The 22,069-nt window shown below is 36.4% G+C and carries 16 protein-coding genes; 4 read left to right on the top strand and 12 right to left on the bottom strand.

Annotated elements, in window-relative coordinates; genetic code table 11:
- Positions 1–66: 66 nt before the first annotated feature.
- Positions 67–2,346 carry a neutral/alkaline non-lysosomal ceramidase N-terminal domain-containing protein gene (locus UABHE_RS25350; protein WP_372366104.1) on the top strand — a complete coding sequence of 760 codons (2,280 nt, stop codon included), beginning with the start codon at positions 67–69 and terminating at the stop codon, positions 2,344–2,346.
- A gap of 105 nt (positions 2,347–2,451) precedes the next feature.
- Positions 2,452–3,027 carry a hypothetical protein gene (locus tag UABHE_RS25345; protein WP_372366103.1) on the top strand — a complete coding sequence of 192 codons (576 nt, stop codon included), beginning with the start codon at positions 2,452–2,454 and terminating at the stop codon, positions 3,025–3,027.
- A gap of 222 nt (positions 3,028–3,249) precedes the next feature.
- On the opposite strand, the gene UABHE_RS25340 is transcribed toward UABHE_RS25345, so the two are convergent.
- Both UABHE_RS25340 and UABHE_RS25335 read right to left on the bottom strand, forming a co-directional pair.
- Entirely contained in the window at positions 3,250–3,648 is a 399-nt protein-coding gene (locus tag UABHE_RS25340; protein WP_372366102.1) for a DUF6768 family protein, read from the bottom strand.
- On the bottom strand, positions 3,641–4,180 hold the full coding sequence (locus UABHE_RS25335) for an RNA polymerase sigma factor (protein ID WP_372366101.1): 540 nt from the start codon (positions 4,178–4,180) through the stop codon (positions 3,641–3,643). Before UABHE_RS25335 ends, UABHE_RS25340 begins: the two co-directional genes overlap by 8 nt.
- 526 nt (positions 4,181–4,706) lie before the next feature.
- Here UABHE_RS25335 and UABHE_RS25330 point away from each other — a divergent pair.
- The gene (locus UABHE_RS25330) at positions 4,707–6,815 is read left to right on the top strand and encodes a protein kinase (protein ID WP_372366100.1); all 2,109 of its coding nucleotides are present in this window, start codon (positions 4,707–4,709) and stop codon (positions 6,813–6,815) included.
- Positions 6,816–7,346: 531 nt separating this feature from the next.
- On the opposite strand, the gene UABHE_RS25325 is transcribed toward UABHE_RS25330, so the two are convergent.
- The 8 genes from UABHE_RS25325 to UABHE_RS25290 form a co-directional block, all read right to left on the bottom strand.
- Positions 7,347–8,432: a PLP-dependent aminotransferase family protein gene (locus UABHE_RS25325; protein WP_372366099.1), complete on the bottom strand. Its 1,086-nt coding sequence runs from the start codon at positions 8,430–8,432 to the stop codon at positions 7,347–7,349.
- An 80-nt stretch (positions 8,433–8,512) separates the two neighbouring features.
- Positions 8,513–10,618, bottom strand: a complete 2,106-nt coding sequence (locus UABHE_RS25320) for a protein kinase (RefSeq protein ID WP_372366098.1) — start codon at positions 10,616–10,618, stop codon at positions 8,513–8,515.
- Entirely contained in the window at positions 10,611–11,333 is a 723-nt protein-coding gene (locus tag UABHE_RS25315) for a 4'-phosphopantetheinyl transferase superfamily protein (protein ID WP_372366097.1), read from the bottom strand. The genes UABHE_RS25320 and UABHE_RS25315 overlap by 8 nt, the downstream gene beginning before the upstream one ends.
- Before the next feature lie 7 nt (positions 11,334–11,340).
- Positions 11,341–12,087 carry a thioesterase II family protein gene (locus UABHE_RS25310; RefSeq protein ID WP_372366096.1) on the bottom strand — a complete coding sequence of 249 codons (747 nt, stop codon included), beginning with the start codon at positions 12,085–12,087 and terminating at the stop codon, positions 11,341–11,343.
- A 222-nt stretch (positions 12,088–12,309) separates the two neighbouring features.
- Entirely contained in the window at positions 12,310–13,332 is a 1,023-nt protein-coding gene (locus tag UABHE_RS25305; RefSeq protein ID WP_372366095.1) for a 2-oxoacid:ferredoxin oxidoreductase subunit beta, read from the bottom strand.
- A 10-nt stretch (positions 13,333–13,342) separates the two neighbouring features.
- Complete coding sequence (locus tag UABHE_RS25300) at positions 13,343–15,172, bottom strand: 2-oxoacid:acceptor oxidoreductase subunit alpha (protein WP_372366094.1); 1,830 nt, start codon at positions 15,170–15,172, stop codon at positions 13,343–13,345.
- Between the two features lie 217 nt (positions 15,173–15,389).
- Positions 15,390–17,705 (bottom strand): hypothetical protein, encoded by a 2,316-nt coding sequence (locus tag UABHE_RS25295; protein WP_372366093.1) that lies wholly within the window; start codon positions 17,703–17,705, stop codon positions 15,390–15,392.
- A gap of 8 nt (positions 17,706–17,713) precedes the next feature.
- Positions 17,714–18,262 carry a hypothetical protein gene (locus UABHE_RS25290; protein ID WP_372366092.1) on the bottom strand — a complete coding sequence of 183 codons (549 nt, stop codon included), beginning with the start codon at positions 18,260–18,262 and terminating at the stop codon, positions 17,714–17,716.
- Between the two features lie 797 nt (positions 18,263–19,059).
- Here UABHE_RS25290 and UABHE_RS25285 point away from each other — a divergent pair.
- Entirely contained in the window at positions 19,060–20,130 is a 1,071-nt protein-coding gene (locus tag UABHE_RS25285; RefSeq protein ID WP_372366091.1) for a low specificity L-threonine aldolase, read from the top strand.
- Here UABHE_RS25285 and UABHE_RS25280 read toward each other — a convergent pair.
- Together UABHE_RS25280 and UABHE_RS25275 are read right to left on the bottom strand one after the other, a co-directional pair.
- Entirely contained in the window at positions 20,113–20,898 is a 786-nt protein-coding gene (locus tag UABHE_RS25280) for an alpha/beta hydrolase (protein ID WP_372366090.1), read from the bottom strand. The genes UABHE_RS25285 and UABHE_RS25280 overlap by 18 nt on opposite strands.
- A 97-nt stretch (positions 20,899–20,995) precedes the next feature.
- The gene (locus tag UABHE_RS25275; RefSeq protein ID WP_372366089.1) at positions 20,996–21,847 is read right to left on the bottom strand and encodes a hypothetical protein; all 852 of its coding nucleotides are present in this window, start codon (positions 21,845–21,847) and stop codon (positions 20,996–20,998) included.
- Positions 21,848–22,069 lie beyond the last annotated feature (222 nt).

Below are 22,069 nucleotides of genomic sequence, written 5' to 3'. Positions count from 1 at the left end.
AAATAAGCTTAGGGCATGTCCTTAGTTATAAAACAAATTTAATCCTATATGTGTTTAGGGGAGAACATGAGGTATATATTAACTATTTTATGCGCAATGTGTTTAACTGTAACTGCTAACGCCGAAGGCTTTCTTGTCGGTACGGGTATTTACGATGTTACAGGTCCTGCTGGCGATGTAACAATGGCTGGTTTTGCCCGTATGGAAATGAAAACCGGAGGAATTCATACGCGTTTGCGCTCTAGAGCTTATGTAATTGAAGCTGATGGTAAACGAGTTGCTTTTGTATGTAGTGACTTGTGGGCTATTCCGCAGGGAATCAAAATTAAAGTTGTTGAAAAATTACAACAAATGTACGGTGACACTTACAATGTAAAAAATGTTATGCTTAATGCCAATCATACTCACAGTGGCCCTGGTGGATATGCATGGTACACACTTTATAATACTTATGTATTAGGTTTTAGTCAGCGTAATTTTGACACTATTGTCGATGGTATCTGCGAATCTATTTCACGCGCACATAACAACATCGCACCTGCCAAAATTTTTATGGCCCAAGGTGAGCTAAAAGGGGCGGCAGTTAACCGCTCGTTAGAAGCATATATGGCAAACGTTGACGCAAATCTTCATACGCCTATTGATGAAATGATGACTGTATTAAAATTCCAGCGTTTAGATGGTAAAGAAATCGGTATGATTTCATGGTTTGGTGTTCACACAACATCGATATTTTTTGCACATCCTGATGCAGGAAACCCAGACGAAGACAATACAAATCGCTTAGTTTCTAGTGACAACAAAGGTTGGGCAGAGCGCTTATTTGAAATGAAAAAAGGCACTGACTATACAACCACAGAAGATACATTTGTCGCTGCTTTTGCCAATAGTACTCTTGGCGATGTGAGTGCCAATACGGTGGGCAATATGGAAGGTGGCGGAGTCAATGACTATGCTAGTTGTGCTATCGCAGGAAAAAAACAATTTGACAAAGCATGGGAACTCTACCAAAGCGCAACAACAGAGCTAAAGCCCGTAATTCATTTTCGTCATATGTACACTGATTTTTCTGACTTAACTGTAAAAGCAAAATACACCGACGGTCTTCGCGATTATAAAACAACATTTGCAGCACTAGGGATTAACTTTACTGCAGGAGTAGAACGCGATGGTCCAAGTAACTTACCTTATATAAAAGAAGGTTTGTACAAAGGAAAATATGATTCTACCCATGGAACGAAAATAATATTTCTCGAAACAGGAAAATTTCCAACACCGTGGACACCAGAAGTGCTACCAATACAAATGTTCACTATTGGAAACCTAGGAATTCTAGGTGTGCCAGCGGAAACAACAACTCATGCTGGAAGACGCATGCGCAAAGCCGCAAAAGAACACTTGCAGAGACAAGGAGTTGATACTTTCATTATAGCTTCGCCAACCAATGCTTTTTCAAACTACGTAGCAACTCGCGAAGAATATAACCAACAGCACTACGAAGGTGCATCAACTTTATTCGGTCAATGGACCTGCGGCGCATATCAACAACTCTTTGCTGAATTAGCAGAGTCGATAGCCAACAACACTCAACTACCATCAGGACCAACTCCACGTGACCTGACAGGTAAACAAACACCTCTCGATGAGTCAACATACGACGAAGCACCAATTTACGCCGATTTTGGTGATGTCGCGGAAGAAATGCCTGCACAAGTAGAACGTATGAGTGTAGCGTCGATGACTTTTTGGGGCGCAAACCCTCGCAACACATTCAAAACCAACGATAGTTTCTTTGTAATAGAACGCAAAGAAGGCGAAGAGTGGTTACCAGTAAAATTCGATTACGATTTAGACACCGCGTTTCTATGGAATCGCATAGGACAAAATCAATCACAAATACAAGTGATCTGGGATATACCAGCAGACGCACCATTAGGCACTTACCGTATAATTCACAGCGGAAAATACAAGGATTCGTGGACCACAGAGCTAAAACCATACTCTGGCATCTCAAATGAATTCGAAGTAACACCATCTAAAAATTTATGGATCTCACACTGCTACAAAGCAGGAAACACTATCCATTTCCGATTAGAATATCCAGGTGCAACCCAGTATGACCTGCTACACAAAACAAAATATGTAAATAGTGGTATAATCCGCTTCACTGCAAACGGAAACCGCGATAAAGTATATGAAGCTAAACCAAGTAAAAAAATAGGTAGTGGCTACTTTAGCGCCCAAATAGATACCCAACCAACCACAATCAACGTTCCTCAAAACCACGCACAAGATGAGCACGGCAACGGCAATGCTGAATTCTCTACAGGACGTTTACACAAGTAAATCCTACAAATTAAACTGACACCTGCAATAAAGGTGTCAGTTTTTTTAGCTATTTCTATGTCGCAATTATAATAATCTATTTTTAGCACTAGAAATGAAAATAAAATGATTATTAGCTATAAAGAAATAACTGTTCACTGCTTCACAACAAGAAATTTGCAAGCAAACACCACCAAATCCCAAATAATAGTGAGATACAGTAAATTAAATTTCACAAAATATATAGATATGCAAGACTCTCATAATTCGAAACATAAAGCGTTTAAAGAACTTAATGAATTAGCATTTACTGAATTTCGTTGCGGTAGATTTATACTGGAATCGCAAGAAAAACAAGATAGAGCGCTAAATATTATACGATTGAACGATAAAGAGTTAATAGAACTTGTTTACTCTAAAGATCCATTTGAACAATATCTTATAAAAAGAGAACTTAAAGAAAGAAATCTTTTTGACCGAGACATTTATTACATGGGATTTTATGGAATAGATATTGCTAAACAATATGCTATTGATATGTTGAAAGAAAAAATTCGCATTTCACCACAAGATAAATTACCTGAACCATCGCTAAGGAACAGCCTCAGTTTATTCGCAAAAATTATTACTTGTAGGGTAGGTATTATTGTTTTGATTATGATGTATGTATTGTACTCTCTCGCGCTCAAGACCATTGTTTAATTACGCCGAACATTGCGAAATGCGAAACATCGTACGCTTACATAAGTGTCAATCAGTTTTTTAAACCTTGTCGTTACTTGTCGGAGGCTATCAAGCGAGATGAAAGTATCGCATAAAAAAGTGCGTTCTTCACTTTACACGTATGATGGTAAGGGGCAATCATAGTGATCCATTCAAATATCGACGCACCTTAGCCTTTTGTAACTAAAGAGAATATCGTTTCTATTCAGATTTATTTTCGAGATTTTTCTTGAGTAGCTCAGCGAGATGAGAAATTTGTAGCTCTAGCCTCTTTACTTCGCGAGTAATGGAGTTTTTTTGCATATCCATCCAATACCAAATTTTAAGCATAGCGACAATAAGCTGACTAAAAACAAAACCAAGTCCCCAACCAATAAGCTCGCGCGTTGTCTCTACATTAAAAAACTTTACCGCGCAGTAAATTGAAAATCCGAAGAAAAGAAAGATATATACATATACCAAAACCGATAGCCAGCGATTTTTGCCGCGAAAGGTATCCATAATCATTTGAGGTAGAGATTGTTGTTGGTCAAATAGTGTCAATATTTCTTTCTCTTCAACTTGTAACGCTTGTTTTATTTTATTATCTAAATCATCCATTTTCCAATCCTTTCAATTTATGTTTAAGTTTCTCTCGCGCATGATATAAGCGCGACTTTACTGTCCCTTTAGATAGATTTAAGATTTCAGCAACTTCAGTAATACTCATTTCTTCTAAATAATAAAGAGACAAAACTATTTTGTGTTGCTGATTAAGAGAGTTAAGAGCAACGTAAAATTCATCTGTATCATTTTGTGTTTTATCACTTTGAGATAAATTTTTTGGTACTTCACTCTGCCATTTTTTCTGACGTTGACAATGTCGAATCCAGTCAATGCACTTATTTGTGGTAATTTGGTAAATCCATGAACGGAATCGTGATGGATCTTGCAAGTTTCGCAAACTCTTCATTACCGCTAACCATGATTCTTGAACAATATCTTGGGCAGCCTCGCGATCTGCGGTAATATACCATGCATGTTTTAACAAACGAGATTGCCAGTATTCGATTAAAATTTGTAAGGACTCACTGTCACCTTTTTGGCTGTTTAAAACTAGGTATTCCAAATATATCTTTTGTTTATTTTTCATTATAAACTATCCTTATGCTCCATTTCTCCTTTTGATTACTAAGTCGTTAATAGTAAAAGATCGGTTCAAAAAATTTTTGATGATATTAAAATATTCGTTGTTTGATTCAATAGCAGACTCAATAAAAAATAGCTGTTTCTCTTTTATTGACAATTTTTAGTGTTAGAAATCGAAGTGAAATGAAATTAGCGACAGTATGGGCAATAATTGTGATTATTTTAGCTGTAGAAGCTTTGTTTGTGCTCTCTTATTAGGGGGACTTTGTAGGTAATTCAATCATTGACATAGATATATTTTATAGTTAGCATTTAAACTTTATTTATAAAATAACTCTAGGTATGTCATTATCCAGATGAGAATAACAGATACTGTTAAAAATGTTGCCTAAGAAAATTTTGAGTTTTGGAGAAGTATTAAAAGTAGCTTTGAGTTTGTTTAGGAGTCTGATCTCTTTAAATAATTATAATGATAATCTTTAATTATCTGTTCTCGAATACATAAACTTTTGTAGTATAGGAATACCAAGATGGATTTAATTTGCCCTAATTGCAAGCACAACACTCAAGATTACAACCAAAACAATGCGCAAAAAAAATGTAGTTACTGTCATCAAGTATTTTATTGGTCTTCTGATAAGACATATCAGAGTCTACCAACTACAAAAAGCATTACATTTACTGGTGAGTATCAAGGTAAGCAATTTGGTCGCTACCGAATTATCGAAGAGATTGGTCGAGGAGGAATGGGAAAGGTTTTCAAAGCCCAAGATATACAATTAGAGCGAATTGTGGCACTAAAAATACTAAACAGTACAGCACTAAACGCAAAAAAGGGACTAGAGAGGTTTTTGCGAGAAGGAAAGATGATGGCAAAGTTAAGTCATCCTAATATTGCTATGATATATGATATTGGTTTCGAAAACAAACAGCCTTTTTTGGCCATGGAGTTTATCGCTGGGCAATCTTTAAAAGACTATATGAGAACAACAAAGATAAGCATTTTAAAAACGATAGATATTATGATAAAAGTTTGCGAAGCGGTTCATTATGCTCACGAAGCAGGTGTTATACATCGCGATTTAAAACCTGGAAATATTTTGTTGGACGCAAATCAACAACCAAAGGTCTTAGATTTTGGCTTGGCAAAATCAGTAGATTCGCGAACGGATTTGTCTCAAAATGGTCAAGTTCTTGGAACTGTAAAGTACATGTCTGTAGAACAAGCTAATGGGGATTTATCGCAAATTGATGCCATAAGCGATGTATATTCACTTGGAGTGATTTTATATGAATTACTTGCTGGCCGAGCGCCATTCCAAAATGAATCGTTAGCAAATCTTTTTTTACAAATTCTAAACGAAGCTCCAAATCCCCCAAGTAAATACAATAAAAAAATTCCACCAAGTTTAGATAAAATTTGTTTAAAGTCTTTGAGCAAAGATAAGAAAATACGCCAGCAAAGTGCACGTCTTTTGCGTTATGATTTAGTGCGTTATACAAGAAAAAAAAATCCAAGGCAATCAGTTCGAAGAGATTTGGCAAATAAAAATAATTATTCTGTAATAATTATACTTGTAGTATGTGTTCTTGTGTCTTCCTTGTTAATGATTGCCCATTTTTCATCGACATCTAATGAAGAAATTCATAAGAAAGCACATTCTTTAAAAGAAAAAGAAAAAGAAAAAGAAAAAGAAAAACCAAAGCCGAAGCCAAAACCAAAAGAAAAATCCCAAAAGCATTATGTGCGATTAATGGCCAAAAAATTGGCTATTTTTCCTGAAATATATCAATTACACAAAGCTGCCATATCTGCTGATGGAGAATATATCGCATTTGGAGGTGATACTGTAAATTCAGTAATACTTGCTAAAACTAGTGGTGAAATTTTATGGCAAAGTCAACTTCCAGATGACAATTATAGTAAAGAAGATCCACTTGGAACAACAGAGAGTTTAGTTGTTTCTGAACATGGTGACTTTGTTGTTGTTGGATCAGAACGTTCAAGCATAACTACTTTTTCTAAAAACGGCCAACTTTTGTGGCGAAAAAAATTGGAATTTGGTGAGTGGCAAGTTGCAACTGTAAACGAAAAAATCTATGCGAGTGCAGGAAAAAAACTTTTGTGTCTGACTATAAAAGGTGAACGAATTTGGGAGAATGATATAGATGCTCGCGACTGGACAGTTTGGGGAATTTGTGTTTCTGGAGATGGTAAACTAATATTTATTCAAACAAATAGTGATATTATCGTATACGATGAGTATGGTAAAGAAAAGCTATTTTTTGATATTGTCGAAGGAAATAATATAATCGCAGCGGACGCATCTAGTGATGGTAGTCATTTCACTGTTTTATATGCAAATCAAGGATCGTGGATTGTTACTTTATATCACATAGAAAAAGGTTTGCAATGGACAAAGAAAGTCGAAGAGAGTGGTGACATAGCTATTGATAATAGCTATCGTGTGTTCTTTGCCTGCGGTCAGAATTACTTGTGGGATTCAAAAGGTAATTTGCTTATTTCTTGGGAGCAAGGTGGTCAAGCATTAGATGTTTCTAACTCAGGGAAGCAAGTGGTCACAGGATCTTCTCAACACGGAGGAATGGTTTATTCTATTGAAAAAAGAAAAAAATAAAGAGAGTTTGTATCAATGACTCTCTTTACTAACCACGATCAGCTTTTTAATATATAGACTAGTCGCAATTATTTAACTTCCCAATAATTATCTGTGCCACCAATATTTTCAATGATAACGAAATTATTTTCACATTAGGCCTGTTATCATCAGAATGTTTTTGGAGCTCAAGCCCATTTCCGATCCTGATTTCAAAGCTTCTAATCAAGTAAAGAAGCATTTGTTACAACTCGCAAAAAATTCTGTTTTTTTACTGTAGTGGCAAAAAGGAAATGAGCTATGGTGAATCTCTTTGTTAGGACAATATCGAGAAATCCATTTTACTAGCAACAAAAGACGATGAAATTGCTGGAGTAAAAGTATCTAGCCGCGTACGCAAAGTTGCTAAGGTTTATTTTGAAGCGATTGTCGACTATTGTAATGTCGTTCGTTGAGCTTTGTTCGACCCAAGGATGCAATGAAGCTTTACTGAGTGCTCTTCGAAAAGATTATCTATTTCTATTTTGATATCTTTTCGTTAGAGTACCGTTGTTAAAAGCACTTTGCCAAACGCCGAATTCCTTCTTCTAGTATATCGCAATCGTAAAAAGAAAAACTTAATCGAATAAAGTTGTTTAACTTTTTCTGTGTAGAGAATTTATAGCCAGGGTGAAATGTAACTCCATGCTTCTTAGCACGTTCTAATAATTGTTGCGCATTTATTCCTTTTGGAAGTTCTACCCATAAAAAATACCCTCCTTCGGGAGGAGAACAAATAACATCTGGTAAAATAGTAGTTAAAAAATAGTACAGAGCTCCAGAACGTAGACGATAAGACCCTATTAATAATTTTAAATGTTGCTGTTGAAAGCCTAACTTTATAAAACTATACACTTGACCAGAAATAAAGCGATTAAATCCTCCACCGCTCCCTAATACTGAATCTTCCAGCATTTTATTTAAAAGAGTAGAGCAACAATGAATCCATCCTAAACGCAACCCTGGTGCTAAAATTTTAGAAAATGATCCCAAAGATAAAACTCTTTTACTATAGTGACAAAAAGGAAATGGAGATCTCATCGAGTAATCTAATAAATGATACACTTCATCTGCAACGATTAAAAAATCGTGTTTTTCACTAAGAGCTACTAGTTTTTGGCGCTGTTCTTCTTGGAGAGTAGTACCTCCAGGATTTTGAAATGTTGGAATAGTATAGAAAAAAACCGGATTGTGAGCTTTTAGTTTTGATTCTAACTCTGCTAAGTCTAAACCGTTTTTGCCTGTGTTAATAGGGACTAAGTTTAAGCCGCGATCTGTAAAAATCTTAAATACTAAAAAGTAACTTGGTTCTTCTATAAAAATAGTGTCTCCTGGTTTAGTAAAATGCTGACAAATTAAATCCAAACCTTGCGAAGCTCCGCAGGTAATAAGTAGGTCCTCTTTCTCTATAGCAGTTTTGTAATTTTGTTGTAAAAAACTTGCTAATAGTTCGCGAAATTTTTCTTCACCTTGCTTATGTCCATAGTGTAAAAACAGCTTTTTTTCTTCCTGTAAATGACTTTCACAGGCTTTTTGCATTAAAGTGTGTGGTAATAATACATTTGCAGGATAGCCTTTGCCAAAATTAATAATTTCCATTGAGGTTCATTCCTATTTATCAAATGTCCATTGCTCGTGGCCCGCGGCTCGGCTTTTTCTCTTTCCGAAAACTTGCTCTCTTATTTATCGTTCTTGTTGCGCAACTTCTTGAGTGCATCGACCAATAATTCAATTTTTTTAGTGTTTTTAGAGTTGGCTTCTGTAGTACTCAATGTTTCTAGAAGGATTTCTTTAATATTTCGTTTGCCATAATTTGCGTCTACAGTAATTAGATAATCAAGGGCGAGTTTTTGCTGTGCGAAATTCGAAGAATTTATGTAACCGATCATTGCTACGGTAACAAAAGAACTAGTTGCGTGTATTGATTGGAGTAGTAGTTTTTCGTATTCGTTTGTAGACAAGCGTGCTTTTTCCATAATGTCGTTGACAAAACGTTTGCCTTTTTCGTTGTCTTGTTTTTGTTGTTCAGTAATAATTTTGTAATCACTCTTAAAAAAATATGTGGCTGGTTGAGTGTATAAATGCTCGAAGGACTGATTTTTTACTGGACTAGATTTTGTTAACTCTAATAATTCTTTATTTAATGAGCGTATGTTGTCATGTATTTTTGGGTTACTAGATAAAGTGTAAAGATTTTTTAATAGGGCAATTGTTTGTAGATAGTTGTGGATGGAAATTTCCCAATGTTTTTCCAGTTCTATAGATGTTTGTGATGTATTACTTGGGTATTTTGTTAAGAGAGCTTGCTTGGTGTAATTTAATCTGGAGATTTCCACTATTCTTTTACGAAGAGATGATGCTTTGCTATTGAAGTTGAGCATCGCTGAAGTTAACATACTGCAAAAGCCTAGGACAAACAAAAATACTATAAAAAATAGTTTTTTACTGCGTCTGATACGACGTACTATTCTATTGCCAAAAGTGAGTTTTGGTGCTAACACTACTTCTCCATCAAAATAACGAGTGATATCGTCAGCCAGCTCTTGTGCATTAAAATAGCGATAACGTAAACCTTTGTATAAACATTTCATACAAATAGCTTCTATTTCCGGAGAAAGATCTTTGGCTATTTTTGTTGGACGTGTTGCTTCATTAGTTACGATTTCTTGCAGCGTTTTCTTGGGCATTGTATTTGATACTACCGGAGCTTTCGTTAACATTTCGTATAGCATGGCACCAATAGCGTAGACATCTGTTGCCGGAGAGATTTTGTATGTTAATCCCATTGCTTGTTCTGGAGCCATATAACGAGGTGTTCCTGAAACACTTCGTTTTATCTTGCTTAATGTATGAACGTTTGCCGCTAGACCAAAATCCATAACTATTGGTAAGCAAGTGTCTTGCTCTATGATAATATTTGATGGCTTTAAATCGCGATGTATAATTTGGTTTTGATGGGCGTAATCGATGGCAAGAGCAATGAATTTAATAATTTGTAGCGCATCTTTATAGGTATACTTACCTTTTTGGATGTACTGATTCAGAGTTTCACCTTTTACGTAGTCCATGACAATAAAATACGATCCTTCAGAGTTACCTACTTCATGAATATTAACTATATTTGGATGATGAAGGCGCGAAAGAAGTTCTGCCTCTTGTTGTAGTACTTCATTATCAACATTGTTTTCTGGATGAATAACTTTGATAGCGAAATATTTATTTAACTGTGGATGATATGCTCTATAAACAATTCCCATACTTCCAGAACCAATGAGACGCAAATCTTTGTATTGACCAAATTGTTGTGGCAACGCAGACATATTAGTGATATCACTTGGAGGAGAAATTGCTTGAGCTAACTCGTCGGAGTCAGGTATTAAGAGAAGTGTTCCATCTGGGTTTGTAAATGTTTTATCTAAAGATTCTAAACTATCAGCATCACTATTGACAGATTCGTTGTAAATTAACATTGCCTGTGAATTAGACATCAGATTATCAAGCGGATCATCGCCAACTTTTGCCATACGCGCACTTAACTTCATCAAAATTTGCCGCGCTTTAAAATAGCTTGGTTCGATATGCAAAGCTTGTTTTAAACTAGTAATTCCTTCGCCATATCTTTTAAGTTTTATTTCAATCATCCCTTTGCGCGTGTAAAATGAGGGAGTTGGTAGCAACTGAATCATTTTTTCAATTACGTCAATCGCTTCATTCCATTTATGTTCGCGTATACATTTATTGCGCTCTTGACGCAAAGAGTCTAAATTTCTTGAAAGATCATCCATTATAAGTATATTTTCGTATTGTAGTATTCAAAGTTTGTAGAACAACAGCTCCTGCGTAGTCGTCACCGACATCAAGGTGCCATAGTCCCCACGATCGCGAATTACTGTTGTGGGTGATAGCTAAGTTTTCTGTCGCCATTAGCGGTACATAAAAATCTGCGAGTGGCATTGTAAGGCCGTCACCTAATCCTTTGATATAAGCTTCTTTACGTGACCAACCACGAAAAAAAGCCGTTTTTTTCTGCGATAGCGGTGTTTGTGCGAGCTCCAGTACTTCGGTTTGGGAAAAATATCTTGTAGCAATTTGTTCACAAGATACATTATCTCGCATTAATTCTATATCAATACCAACTTCGTGTGTCTTATTTACAGCAAGTAGTGCTTTATCACCAGAATGAGAAATATTAAAAAAAATAGGATTTTTCTCTATGTATGGTTTTCCATGTTCTCCATATATAAAATTAATTTTACAAGGAGACTTTTCTAAATATTTACCCAAGAGTATGCGCATCACTGCTCTTGCTATAATAAAATGTACACGATGTTTTTCAAAATGAAACCTCGCGGCTTTTTTTAATTCTTCATCGTTTAGAAGTTGTGAAAAATAATTTAATTCGTCTTTTTCTGCTTGTAAAGAAATGTACCAAATATGAGTATGGTTCTCCCCAAGAGACACGTCTTCAAGGTTTAACCAAAAATTAGAAGGAAAAAACATTTTTCACCTACAAATAATTGTAAAGCTCGCGATTTAGAATTTCAAAATACAAATTTGCATGACTGTCTAGAAAAAAATGATCTCCAGGTAACATATGAAACGCAAAAGAATCATTTGTTTGTTCTTGCCACTGCTCAGTTTCTTCTTTATTTGCGCGAGGATCATTGATGCCTGCCATTGCAGTAATACTAAAATCTAAGCGCGTTTTTTGATTGTAAACATAAGTATCGCAAACTTCAAAATCTCCACGTAAAGATGGTAACAATAGATTCATTAACTCGCGATTTTCTAAGATTTGCGGTTGCATACCACCAAGACTTTTAATTTCTGACAAGAATTGTTCTTCTGATAAATTGAATATCGGCGAAAAACGAGTTGGCAATTGTGGAGCACGATGCCCAGAAACAAATAAATGTGAAGGAGAACTTTCCAAAATATGAGATAATTCAAAAGCAACAAGAGCACCCATACTATGACCTAAAAAAGCAAATGGCATTTCATCAATAATGTCAGTTATTGCTGTTTTTAAATCGCTGACCAATTCATTCATATTTGTATGTAAAGATTCGCGTAATCGCGAACCGCGTCCTGGTAACTGTATAGCACATACTTCAACATTTTCAGGTAAAGATTCTGACCATTTACGAAAAACCGTTGCTGAACCTCCGGCATATGGAAAACAAAATAAACGTAGAGTTGCTTCCTTATTTTCGTGACATAGTAACCATGGATTACGCGCAATAATTTTTTTCATAAATGTCCTAGAATTCTTGTTGTAAGTTTTTTTGCAATACTCGACAATCTAAACACTTAAACTAAGTGCGATGCAAGATAGCCGTATCACTCATATTACAAACTCAAAATGAATAATACGTAATTGTTTGCATTTGCAGTACCGTCCGAAAATGGATCTATATAGTTATTTGCGAAGGTCGGGCGGTACAAGACCGCCGAACCATGTAAATAATATATTTACTTACTCCACTTCCCAAGTATCTGCAGAATGATACAGTTGTTTTAAGTCGCCATTTCCTTTTTTTTCTTTCGCTGTTTTGACCTGATCTATAAGCGCATGCTCATAACAAGGTCTTTCTACTTGGCGAATAATACCTAAAGGAATAGGATGCTCTGGGTGATGCATACGACTAATAAGAATAGAATGCATTTCATCTTCTTTGTCGTGGACTAACATTTGATCTTCAGTTACTTCGTCGTTAAGTTCTACGACTTCCGGCTTTAAACCATTGAGCCTAATGCCTTTTTTAACTTCTTTACCAAAAACCATCGGTTTTCCATGCTCAAGAGTAAGCATGTTGTCACCGCGCGTTTTTGTATTCGAAACAGGTTCCCAAGCATTGTCATTAAAGATTGGACAGTTTTGTAATACTTCAACAAACGATGTACCTTGGTGTGCTGCAGCTTGTTTTAGGGTTTCGCCCATGTGCTTGACATGACGATCAAGAGTGCGCGCAACAAAAGTAGCTTTTGCTGCAATAGCTACTGCAGCAGGATTTAACGATTGCTCTATCGATCCCATTGGTGAAGATTTTGTTTTGTGTCCAGGAAGAGATGTCGGAGAATACTGTCCTTTTGTGAGTCCGTAAATTCGATTATTAAAAAGTATGATATTCAAGTTTACATTACGCCGCAGAACATGTAGTAGATGGTTTCCTCCTATAGAAAGTCCATCACCATCTCCTGTAATTACCCATACACTAAGATCAGGGTTTGCTACTTTTAAACCACTTGCTATAGTTGTTGCTCTACCATGAATAGTATGTAAACCATAAGTATCCATGTAATAAGGAAAGCGACTGGAACAACCAATACCTGAAACAAACACTATATTTTCCTTGGCAATACCTAATTCTGGTAATACTTTTTGCATTTGTGCTAGTATGGCGTAGTCACCACAACCAGGGCACCAACGTACAGCTTGATCTGAAGTGAAATCTTTTTTAGTCAGAGCTGTAGGAGTTTTATCTTTTGTTGTGCTCATGTTGACTCCTTTATATTATTTCTACAATACGGTCAAAAATTTCTTGTATTTTAAAAGGTTGTCCTTGAACTTTTGGATAAGACACAAAATCAGCTTTAAAGTGCAAGCGAAGAAGTACGAGTAACTGTCCCATGTTGAGTTCAGGTACGAGAATTTGTTCAAAATTGCCAATAACATCACCTAAATTTTTTGGAAATGGAAATAAGTGACGTAAATGTATACTTGATACTTGTTTTCCTTGCTCTTGAGCTTGTACTACAGCGCTGTGAATTGCTCCATAAGTACCACCCCAGCCGATAACTAATAGTTTACCACTTTGAGGACCGTTTACCTTTAAATCAGGTATAATCTGTGTTAGGCGATTTGTTTTTTCTGCACGGTCGTTTACCATTTGCTGATTATCATCAGGATCGTAAGAAACATTTCCGGTACCTGGTTGTTTTGCTAGTCCACCTAAACGATGCTCGAGTTTAGGAGTACCTGGTATTGCCCATGGGCGCGCTAGAGTAACAGGATCACGTTCGTAAGGTAGAAAATTTTCTGTTGGTTGTGGGTGTGTTACTTCTATTTTTGGTAAAGTACTAGGATCTGGTATTTTCCAAGGTTCAGAGCTGTTTGCTAGATAACCGTCACTCAATAAAATAACAGGCCCGTTAGTGTACACAGCCCAGCGAAAAGCTTCGATAGCACAATTAAAACAATCAGAAGGAGTCGATGGTGCTATAATAGGAATAGGGCTTTCTCCGTTGCGTCCGTACATTGCCATAAGCAAATCGGACTGCTCTGTTTTTGTAGGTAAACCAGTACTTGGTCCTCCACGTTGTACATCTATAATCACAAGAGGAATTTCTAGCACTAATGCTAGTCCCATTGCTTCGCCTTTTAGACACACTCCGGGGCCACTTGTCCCCGTTACTGCAAAAGCACCACCAAAAGCTGCTCCAATAGAAGAACCAATTGCGGCAATTTCATCTTCTGCCTGAAAAGTGCGCACATCAAAATGACGCATTGCGGCTAAATAATGAAGTATGTCGCTAGCAGGAGTAATTGGGTATGAGCCGTAAAATAACGGTTTTCCTGCCAACTGTGCTGCGGTAACCAGTCCCATCGCTAGAGCTTCGTTTCCAGTAATTTTTCGATATATACCTGGAGTTTGTTTGGAAGGTTTTACACGATAACGTATTTGGAATGTTTCGGTGTTTTCGCCAAAATAGTATCCCATCTCCAATGCTTTTTTATTAGCAGCAATGACTTCTGGTTTATTGGCAAATTTATTCTCTATCCAACTATTTGTATGTTCCAAAGGACGATCATAGATCCAAAAAGTAAGTCCTAAAGCAAAGAAGTTTTGACAGCGGTCGATATTTTTAGTGGTAAGCCCTTCGATTTCTTTTAGTGCTTCACGATTTAGAGTAGTGATTGGAACTTCAAATACTTGATATTTTTGTAAAGAACCATCTTCCAAAGGATTGCTTTCATATTGCGCTTTTTTGAGATTTTGCGCTTTAAAATTATCAGTATTGACAATCGCAACACCGCCAACTTCTAAATCGCTAATATTGCTTTTTAAAGCAGCAGGATTCATCGCAATAAGAACTTGTGGACTATCTCCTGGAGTATGAACATCGCGGCTTGAGAAATTAATTTGGAAACCACTCACTCCTGCAAGAGAACCAGCAGGAGCGCGTATTTCAGCGGGAAAATTGGGAAATGTGCTAATATCATTGCCGAAAATAGCAGAAGTATTTGTAAACTGGGTTCCTGCAACCTGAATACCATCACCGGAATCACCAGCAAAACGAATGGTTATAGATTCGAGTTCTTTTATTGTTTCAGTCATAAATATTACATCCTAGAGTTAAACGCCGAATATAAAACGCGTCCATTTTAGTTGTAATATAAATATGGACACGCCTTAAACGACCAGTCAAAATTCTGTCAAATGAGAGCATATCTAATTATATAAAATTTTAATGTCAATACACACTAAATATATTTTGGCTGGTTACATAGAGCGTATTGATGTGATGTCAACACGCTTCTAAATTTAAATAGTTTTATTTGCTTTCACGATGTAGTACATTACCATCGGTATCGTAGAGCACTATTTCTAGTTTTGTGCCACCAGCTACATAATAATTTCCCTGGATGCTAAATCGCTGATCTTTTTTTATAATAAGCTGATATACTAGTTCTTCTTGACCTTTACGGTGTAAAAGTAATTTTAACATTCTTGCTTTTTCAAGAAGCATTTTACCTTCAATATGAATGTCTGCAAGACCTGATTTATTTGTTTTTACATACCATTTTGTGAGACGTATTGCTCCTGCTACGCTCTTAGGGGCTTCTTTTACTTTTTCAATTGTCACTGTTACTTTCGCTTTTACTCCTAAACTTTTTTCTTCAACAGTAACTGTGTAGTCCCCTGGCTCGTTTCCAGCAACAAAGTCTCCTTGATTATTTACTTTACCACCTGCCGCTTGCCACTCAAGTTTTGGGGTTTTTGTTAATTCGCCTTTAATTTGAGCGTTAAAAGTGCATCGTTGCCCAGGTTTTAAAACAACTTTTGGTGGAATAACAATAATCTGATGTTTCGGTTTTTGTTTTGGAGCTGCTTTTACTACAACATGAGCCAATGTTTTTACATTAGCTACGCGAGCTTGGACTTTAAATTTACCAAGTTTATTACCGGCAACAAATGTTCCATTACTCGAAATTGTACCTCCTGTGCAACGCCATTTTATAGTACAAGGTACTTCTTTTCCAGATCCATCATAACCTTTTGCTTCGAACTTCGTTGCTGCACCTGTGACCGTTGGCGCAAATTGCGGCGAAATTGTCAACCATTTTACACCAGAATTTTCTTCACTGTCTTCTTCAGAACCACTATCCATTTCACTGTCAACACCACCACTCATAGAGGAGTCTACTTCACTACCACGATCAAGAGTATTGTCTACAACATTATCTACAACATTATCTACAATAGTGTTTGTTTTTGTAGGCGCGGAACTGTCGAAAATTTCGATATTCGTAATACTTTTAAGCCCTGAAGGGGTAAAGATTTCAACCGTATAATTTCCAGTTTTTCTTCCAGCAACATATAAACCGTTTGCGTCTATGCGTCCTCCAGTCGAGTTAATGCTAACTTTTCGCAAAGGTATTTTTCCACCATACTGATCGTAACCACCTATTTGAAATTGAAAGCTTTGCCCAGGTATTAATCTCACACGGTTTGGAGCAATTTCAATTCGCGTTAAGCGTTTTTGACGACGAATGGAAATCTTGACGTTTACGCTGAAATTTTCAACAGTTGCGTTGAGAGTGTAGTCTCCCGTTATGCTTCCTGCTTGGTAAACTCCATTAGCTTGTATTACTCCTCCTGTTGCACTCCAAGACGGGTAGACAGTAACAAGACTACCATTACCACCGTAGGCTTTTAGAGTAAATTGCTGTGTTTGACCCGGAGATAAAATAGCAGATTTAGGGAAAACTTCTACATCAGAAATAAAAGTACGACTAATGTTCACTGTTGCTGTTCCACGAGGACCATTATTTCCACTTGCTTCAACAATGTATGTTCCTGGAATATTACTTGCATAGTACATGCCATTGCTGTCAATGGTTCCACCTGTTGCTTTCCATCTAGGTGACAAAGCTACAATTTTGCCAGTGTTGCCATATGCTGTCGCAAAAAATCGGTATTGGTCTCCTGGTTTTAAATTGACAACGGATGGGCTAACTTGAAGACGAGAAATTCTTCCAGGAATTGTATTGATATATACTTGAGCGTTTGCATATATCCCATCATGAGTTCGTACTTGAATGTTTTGAACACTTGAACCACCGCCAGCTTGATATAATCCACTTGGTGTAATCGATCCACCAGAAACTTTCCATAAAAGTCTTTTGGGAGGTTTTAGAGAATTTCCATTTGCATCATATGCTTGGACAATAAATTGTATTTTTTGTCGCGGTTTTACAGTAATACTTCCAGGAGTTAAACGCAAACTCTGAATTTTTTTTCTAGAAGTTACAGGTGTCTCTTTAGGAAAACGGGTACTACGGTAATCGATCATTGCTGAACCAGAGCCATGAGCTCCTGTGGCTGCATGGGATGCTATGATCTCATATATACCAGAATTGCTTCCAGCAGTGTAATTTCCTTCTTGGTCAATAACTCCTCCAGAGGCCTGCCATTCTGGACGAAAAAATATTTCGTTTCCTTGTGCATCAAAAGCATGCGCAACAAAAGTATATTTTTGCCCTGGTCGCAAATTTATTTTTGATGGAGAAACTTCAACTACGACAACGCCTGCAAATAGATGAGTGGCAAATAGCGCCACTATACATAATAAGTATTTCTTATACATGAATCCCCCTAGCTTTTCCAATTTTGATTTGGAATAAAATGAGAAAGAACTTTCTTACCTTCTTCAATTAAGTCAGAAAATGTTCCCTCGTTGATTACCAAAAAATCGGCTTGGATGTTTGCTATTTCTTGTTCTGTTATATGATTCTTAAGATAGTTTTCATTGCGATTGTGCACACTACTTCCAATTTTTACAAGAATACCATTATAGTGGTGTACAATATCTGCTTCGCGTTTTAAACGAACATCGCCAACAATAACAAAACCTTCACTATTATCTATTTGGCGGCGAACAACATTGATTAAACACTCTCGGTCTATACCTCGCAAAGCATCACCTATACTGCAAAGTAAATGACGTTCTTTTTCACTGAGTTTTCCATGTATTCTACCAATATCTTCTCCAAAACACTCGCGGGCAATTTTTTTGATATAGTCCGCAAAATTTAGAACTGTTGCTGCATAACCATTGATGCTTAGGAGATATGTCAGCACATGAACAAAACTCGTTTTGCCTTTTCCTTTTTCTCCGGTGATTCCTATTACATATTTTGCCATTGCTATCCTTTTTGAGTCAAGTTATATTTGCAAGATCTCTATTTTATGAGAACAATCTTGTAGATGCAAGAAGCTATCAAAAATTTAGAATTCCTTATAATTAAATGGTTTCACAAAGTATCTCGAAACTATATTTTTATCAAAGCTTATTTTTTGTTATTTTGATTTTTTTCATTTATTTGCTCTTGTACATCTTGTATTTCTTGAATTTTTTCTTGCAATAACTTTGAAATTCGTCAATTTGTTCTTGGGCTTTAAGCAAGTCGCAAAAAGTTTTTAAGAGCACGCAGCTTGCCTTTGAGTGTTATAGCGGCGTTGAGCCTTCGGTTACATAGCTACAGTTATGTGCCTCTCAGGCTGTCCTTCTTTGACACTCAAATTCTACGCTGACTTGAAACGTGCTCAAAAACTTTTTGCGACTCACTTAACTAATTGCTTTTTTATGTTTGATTTGGTTATTGTTTTGATAATGACCAAGAAATGTTTATTATAGCAAACGATTAATATATTTTACATGGGATCTTTTACAACTTTAGGTGATAAAAGAATGTGATAGTCTTTGACAAGTAGTGACAAAGCAAAAAAAGAGCACTCGCTCGCGTTTCGCCACGAGGAATTTTTTGCAAAATTTATTGGGCGAAAATAACAAATTGGCTATTTGGCATTTTGTATTTTTATTTTGTACGCTCTTACGATAAGACCTTACTTGTGTAAGACGAGAATAACGTTTTATTCATACCCAAAGAAAATTTAATACACAAGTGACTAACTATCGATAATGATGAAATGGAATTACTATGCAAGAAATTCTAAACAATTGCACGCGTTTTTTAACAGGCCATCCACGCCAAAGACCACAAGAAATCCTGTCTGAAATAGCTGCAAATATGAGTGAAGAAATAACTGCTGATGTTTACGGTACAGGAGATGTTATTCGCAACTTTGAAATTTCTATTGCCGATTTGTTGGGGAAAAAAGCAGCCGTTTTTATGCCTAGTGGTACTATGGCACAGCAAATAGCTCTACGCATTTGGGCGCAGCGCAAAAAATTAAACAACATTGCTTTTCATCCGAAAAGTCATTTAGAACTTCATGAGCACAAAGGTTACGAATACTTGCATAATTTGCATAGTGTATACGTTGGTGAAGCACACCGGGTTTTTGCTTTTGACGATTTACGCACTTTAAATGTCCCTATAGCAGCACTTCTTATCGAATTACCTCAGAGAGAGATTGGTGGAGTTTTACCATCGTGGCAAGAGTTGCAAAATATTTGTTCGTGGGCAAAAAATAAAAATATTGCTCTGCATCTTGATGGTGCACGATTATGGGAGTGTAAGCCTTTTTACGAAAAGAGCTATCGCGAGATTTGTAGTTTATTTGATAGTATATATGTATCTTTTTATAAAGGAATTGGTGGTATAGCTGGCGCAATATTAGCAGGAGATTCTAACATTATTGCTGAGGCTAAAATATGGAAACGTCGCCACGGAGGTGATCTCGTTCATTTGTACCCTTATATTTTGTCGGCAGAACAGTGCTTTAAACAGCGCCTTCCTAAAATGGAAAGCTATTACCATAAAGCAAATGATATCGCACGAGTTCTTCGCGAAATTCCCAATATAAAAGTTACTCCCGAAGAACCAATGACTAACATGATGCATGTGTATTTACATGGAGATAAAAGTACACTCGAAGAGCGCGCATTACAGTTGGCAAAACAAAGTAAAATTTGGTTATTTAATCGACTGGTTCCAACTGTCTTACCTGGCTACCATAAATTTGAGCTTTCTGTAGGTGATGCGACTTTACAGATAGACAACAATGAGATTTACGATTTATTTACAAGGTTAACGCGGCAGATCTAAAAATTGCATCATTTGTTGGCGAACATGTGATTTACCCGTTGCGTACAAATGGCGACAATTATCAACAGCCATAAACTTTTTAGGCTCGTTAGCTATTTCGTATAAGTTGTAACCATGAGAAATATCAATCACTTTGTCGTTTTTTCCATGAAAAATAAATATGGGCGTTGTTATGTGTGGCAAATGGCTTGCTGCACTATAACAGTTTCCGCCAACAAGGGACCATGTAAGCGGATAGGTAAAGAAACAACCACCAATCATATCGTTAGCTACACTAGCATAAGTATAAAAAGACGAGTCTATCACTATGGCGTCGATATGTTTTTGACGTTTCTTATTTAGCGCAGAAATTGCTTGATTTCCACCAAGACTTTGTCCAAAAAGATATATTTGTTTCCACTGATTTTGCGAAATAACAAAATCAATAGCAGCTTCGCTGTCAAGAAGTAAACCGTAACGACTTGCTGTTCCTTCGGATTCACCGTATCCTCTATAATCAAACATAAATACATCGTAGCCATATGTGGTTAGCCATTCTACTTGTGGCTGGTGGTTATCCATGTTTGCTGCATTGCCATGAAAATGAATAACAACACCTTTACATTTTGCTAGAGAATTGCGCAAAATACGTCCTTGTAACTGATATCCATCTTTTGTCTGAAATACGATTTGCTTCGACTTTTCGGTGTACTGATTACGATGTGGATGAAAAAAAAGATGACCGCAGCTTGAGATAAAAAAAACAATGAGAAACATATATGCTTTCATTTTTATTTTGCTTTTCCAAAAAAAAGCTCTGACAATTATGCCAGAGCTTTTTATTATTTTTCTGATACTAAACTAGTATCTATTTTCCGCCCTTACTTCAGCCGCAGTCAGCTAAAACAACTTTTACAAGCGCGTCTTTTGGACCACCTTCGGCAGTAACACGACAAGTATTGTTTTTAGCTTTTACATCGTAAACCACTTGATAAGCTTCGTAATTGAGCGCTTCACCATTGTGAATTTCCTGACCGTTTACTGTGAACTGAGCGTTAGTAAATGATTCGTGAATACCACGCCAGTTTAGTTGAACAGTAGCTAAAAGTTTACTATCAGCTGCAAACGCAAAACTATCTACCGCTAGATTACCATCTGCGTCAGTGTGTGATTCTAACTCGAATTCCCAAAAATTGTTTTCTGCTGCTTTTAGAAAAGTTTTTTCCACATGTAAAAAAAACTTCCCTAAATCGCTACTTCGCTCTAACTCGTCAATGATTTGATCACGATGATATACATTGTTATCAACTTGAACTATGAAGTCGCGAGGCATTTTTGCGTAAGCAAAAATTGTCAGTTGTTTAAATTCTTCGGGTGTTAATTCACTGTATTTTACGCTTATAGAATTATCTTTGATATAACTAGAATAAGTAACAAATGTACCACTTAGAATATTTTTGCCAAAAATAGCATTGTTTACCGTTGTGCGAGGCAATTTATAACCACGGGCTTTATTTCCCAAAATAGCCACACTGTTCGCTACAACATAACGAATAGCGTGTGGATCATTTTCAGTCAAGCGCTTTACAGAGATATGATACTCATGTAAATCGTGCTTTTCTTGCGTAAGTAAACTTTGTAGTGCTGAAAAAGCTTGTTGTGATTTTTGTGTATAAAGTGTATCAGCAAAAGCAGGCACTAAAAAAACTATAATAAAACAACTCAATAGTTTTTTCACAACCATCCCCTTTTATTTAAAATAAACTGAGGCGTGTCGACACGCCTTGATCTGTTATAGAACTCTATCTTAAAATCCTTTACTTTGTAGCAGATCTTTAGTCTATCAAAAAACACCAAGATTTACATATTAAAAAATAAAGAAAGGATTGGAAAAAATGAAATAGTTATGTACAATGGCATTTCATTGTAAAGTGTTATTCATTTTTAAGTTATAAAGGAT

This window comes from Candidatus Uabimicrobium helgolandensis (genome assembly GCF_041508025.1).
GTDB lineage: Bacteria > Planctomycetota > Uabimicrobiia > Uabimicrobiales > Uabimicrobiaceae > Uabimicrobium > Uabimicrobium helgolandensis.
Note: the sequence above shows the minus strand (reverse complement) of the source record. Positions and strands in the feature narration are given on the sequence as shown.

Bases quoted from the DNA above. Each gene is read 5' to 3' on its own strand.
- UABHE_RS25350 (WP_372366104.1), top strand. From the start codon at position 67: ATGAGGTATATATTAACTATTTTATGCGCAATGTGTTTAACTGTAACT.
- UABHE_RS25345 (WP_372366103.1), top strand. From the start codon at position 2,452: ATGATTATTAGCTATAAAGAAATAACTGTTCACTGCTTCACAACAAGA.
- UABHE_RS25340 (WP_372366102.1), bottom strand. From the start codon at position 3,648: ATGGATGATTTAGATAATAAAATAAAACAAGCGTTACAAGTTGAAGAG.
- UABHE_RS25335 (WP_372366101.1), bottom strand. From the start codon at position 4,180: ATGAAAAATAAACAAAAGATATATTTGGAATACCTAGTTTTAAACAGC.
- UABHE_RS25330 (WP_372366100.1), top strand. From the start codon at position 4,707: ATGGATTTAATTTGCCCTAATTGCAAGCACAACACTCAAGATTACAAC.
- UABHE_RS25325 (WP_372366099.1), bottom strand. From the start codon at position 8,432: ATGGAAATTATTAATTTTGGCAAAGGCTATCCTGCAAATGTATTATTA.
- UABHE_RS25320 (WP_372366098.1), bottom strand. From the start codon at position 10,618: ATGGATGATCTTTCAAGAAATTTAGACTCTTTGCGTCAAGAGCGCAAT.
- UABHE_RS25315 (WP_372366097.1), bottom strand. From the start codon at position 11,333: ATGTTTTTTCCTTCTAATTTTTGGTTAAACCTTGAAGACGTGTCTCTT.
- UABHE_RS25310 (WP_372366096.1), bottom strand. From the start codon at position 12,087: ATGAAAAAAATTATTGCGCGTAATCCATGGTTACTATGTCACGAAAAT.
- UABHE_RS25305 (WP_372366095.1), bottom strand. From the start codon at position 13,332: ATGAGCACAACAAAAGATAAAACTCCTACAGCTCTGACTAAAAAAGAT.
- UABHE_RS25300 (WP_372366094.1), bottom strand. From the start codon at position 15,172: ATGACTGAAACAATAAAAGAACTCGAATCTATAACCATTCGTTTTGCT.
- UABHE_RS25295 (WP_372366093.1), bottom strand. From the start codon at position 17,705: ATGTATAAGAAATACTTATTATGTATAGTGGCGCTATTTGCCACTCAT.
- UABHE_RS25290 (WP_372366092.1), bottom strand. From the start codon at position 18,262: ATGGCAAAATATGTAATAGGAATCACCGGAGAAAAAGGAAAAGGCAAA.
- UABHE_RS25285 (WP_372366091.1), top strand. From the start codon at position 19,060: ATGCAAGAAATTCTAAACAATTGCACGCGTTTTTTAACAGGCCATCCA.
- UABHE_RS25280 (WP_372366090.1), bottom strand. From the start codon at position 20,898: ATGAAAGCATATATGTTTCTCATTGTTTTTTTTATCTCAAGCTGCGGT.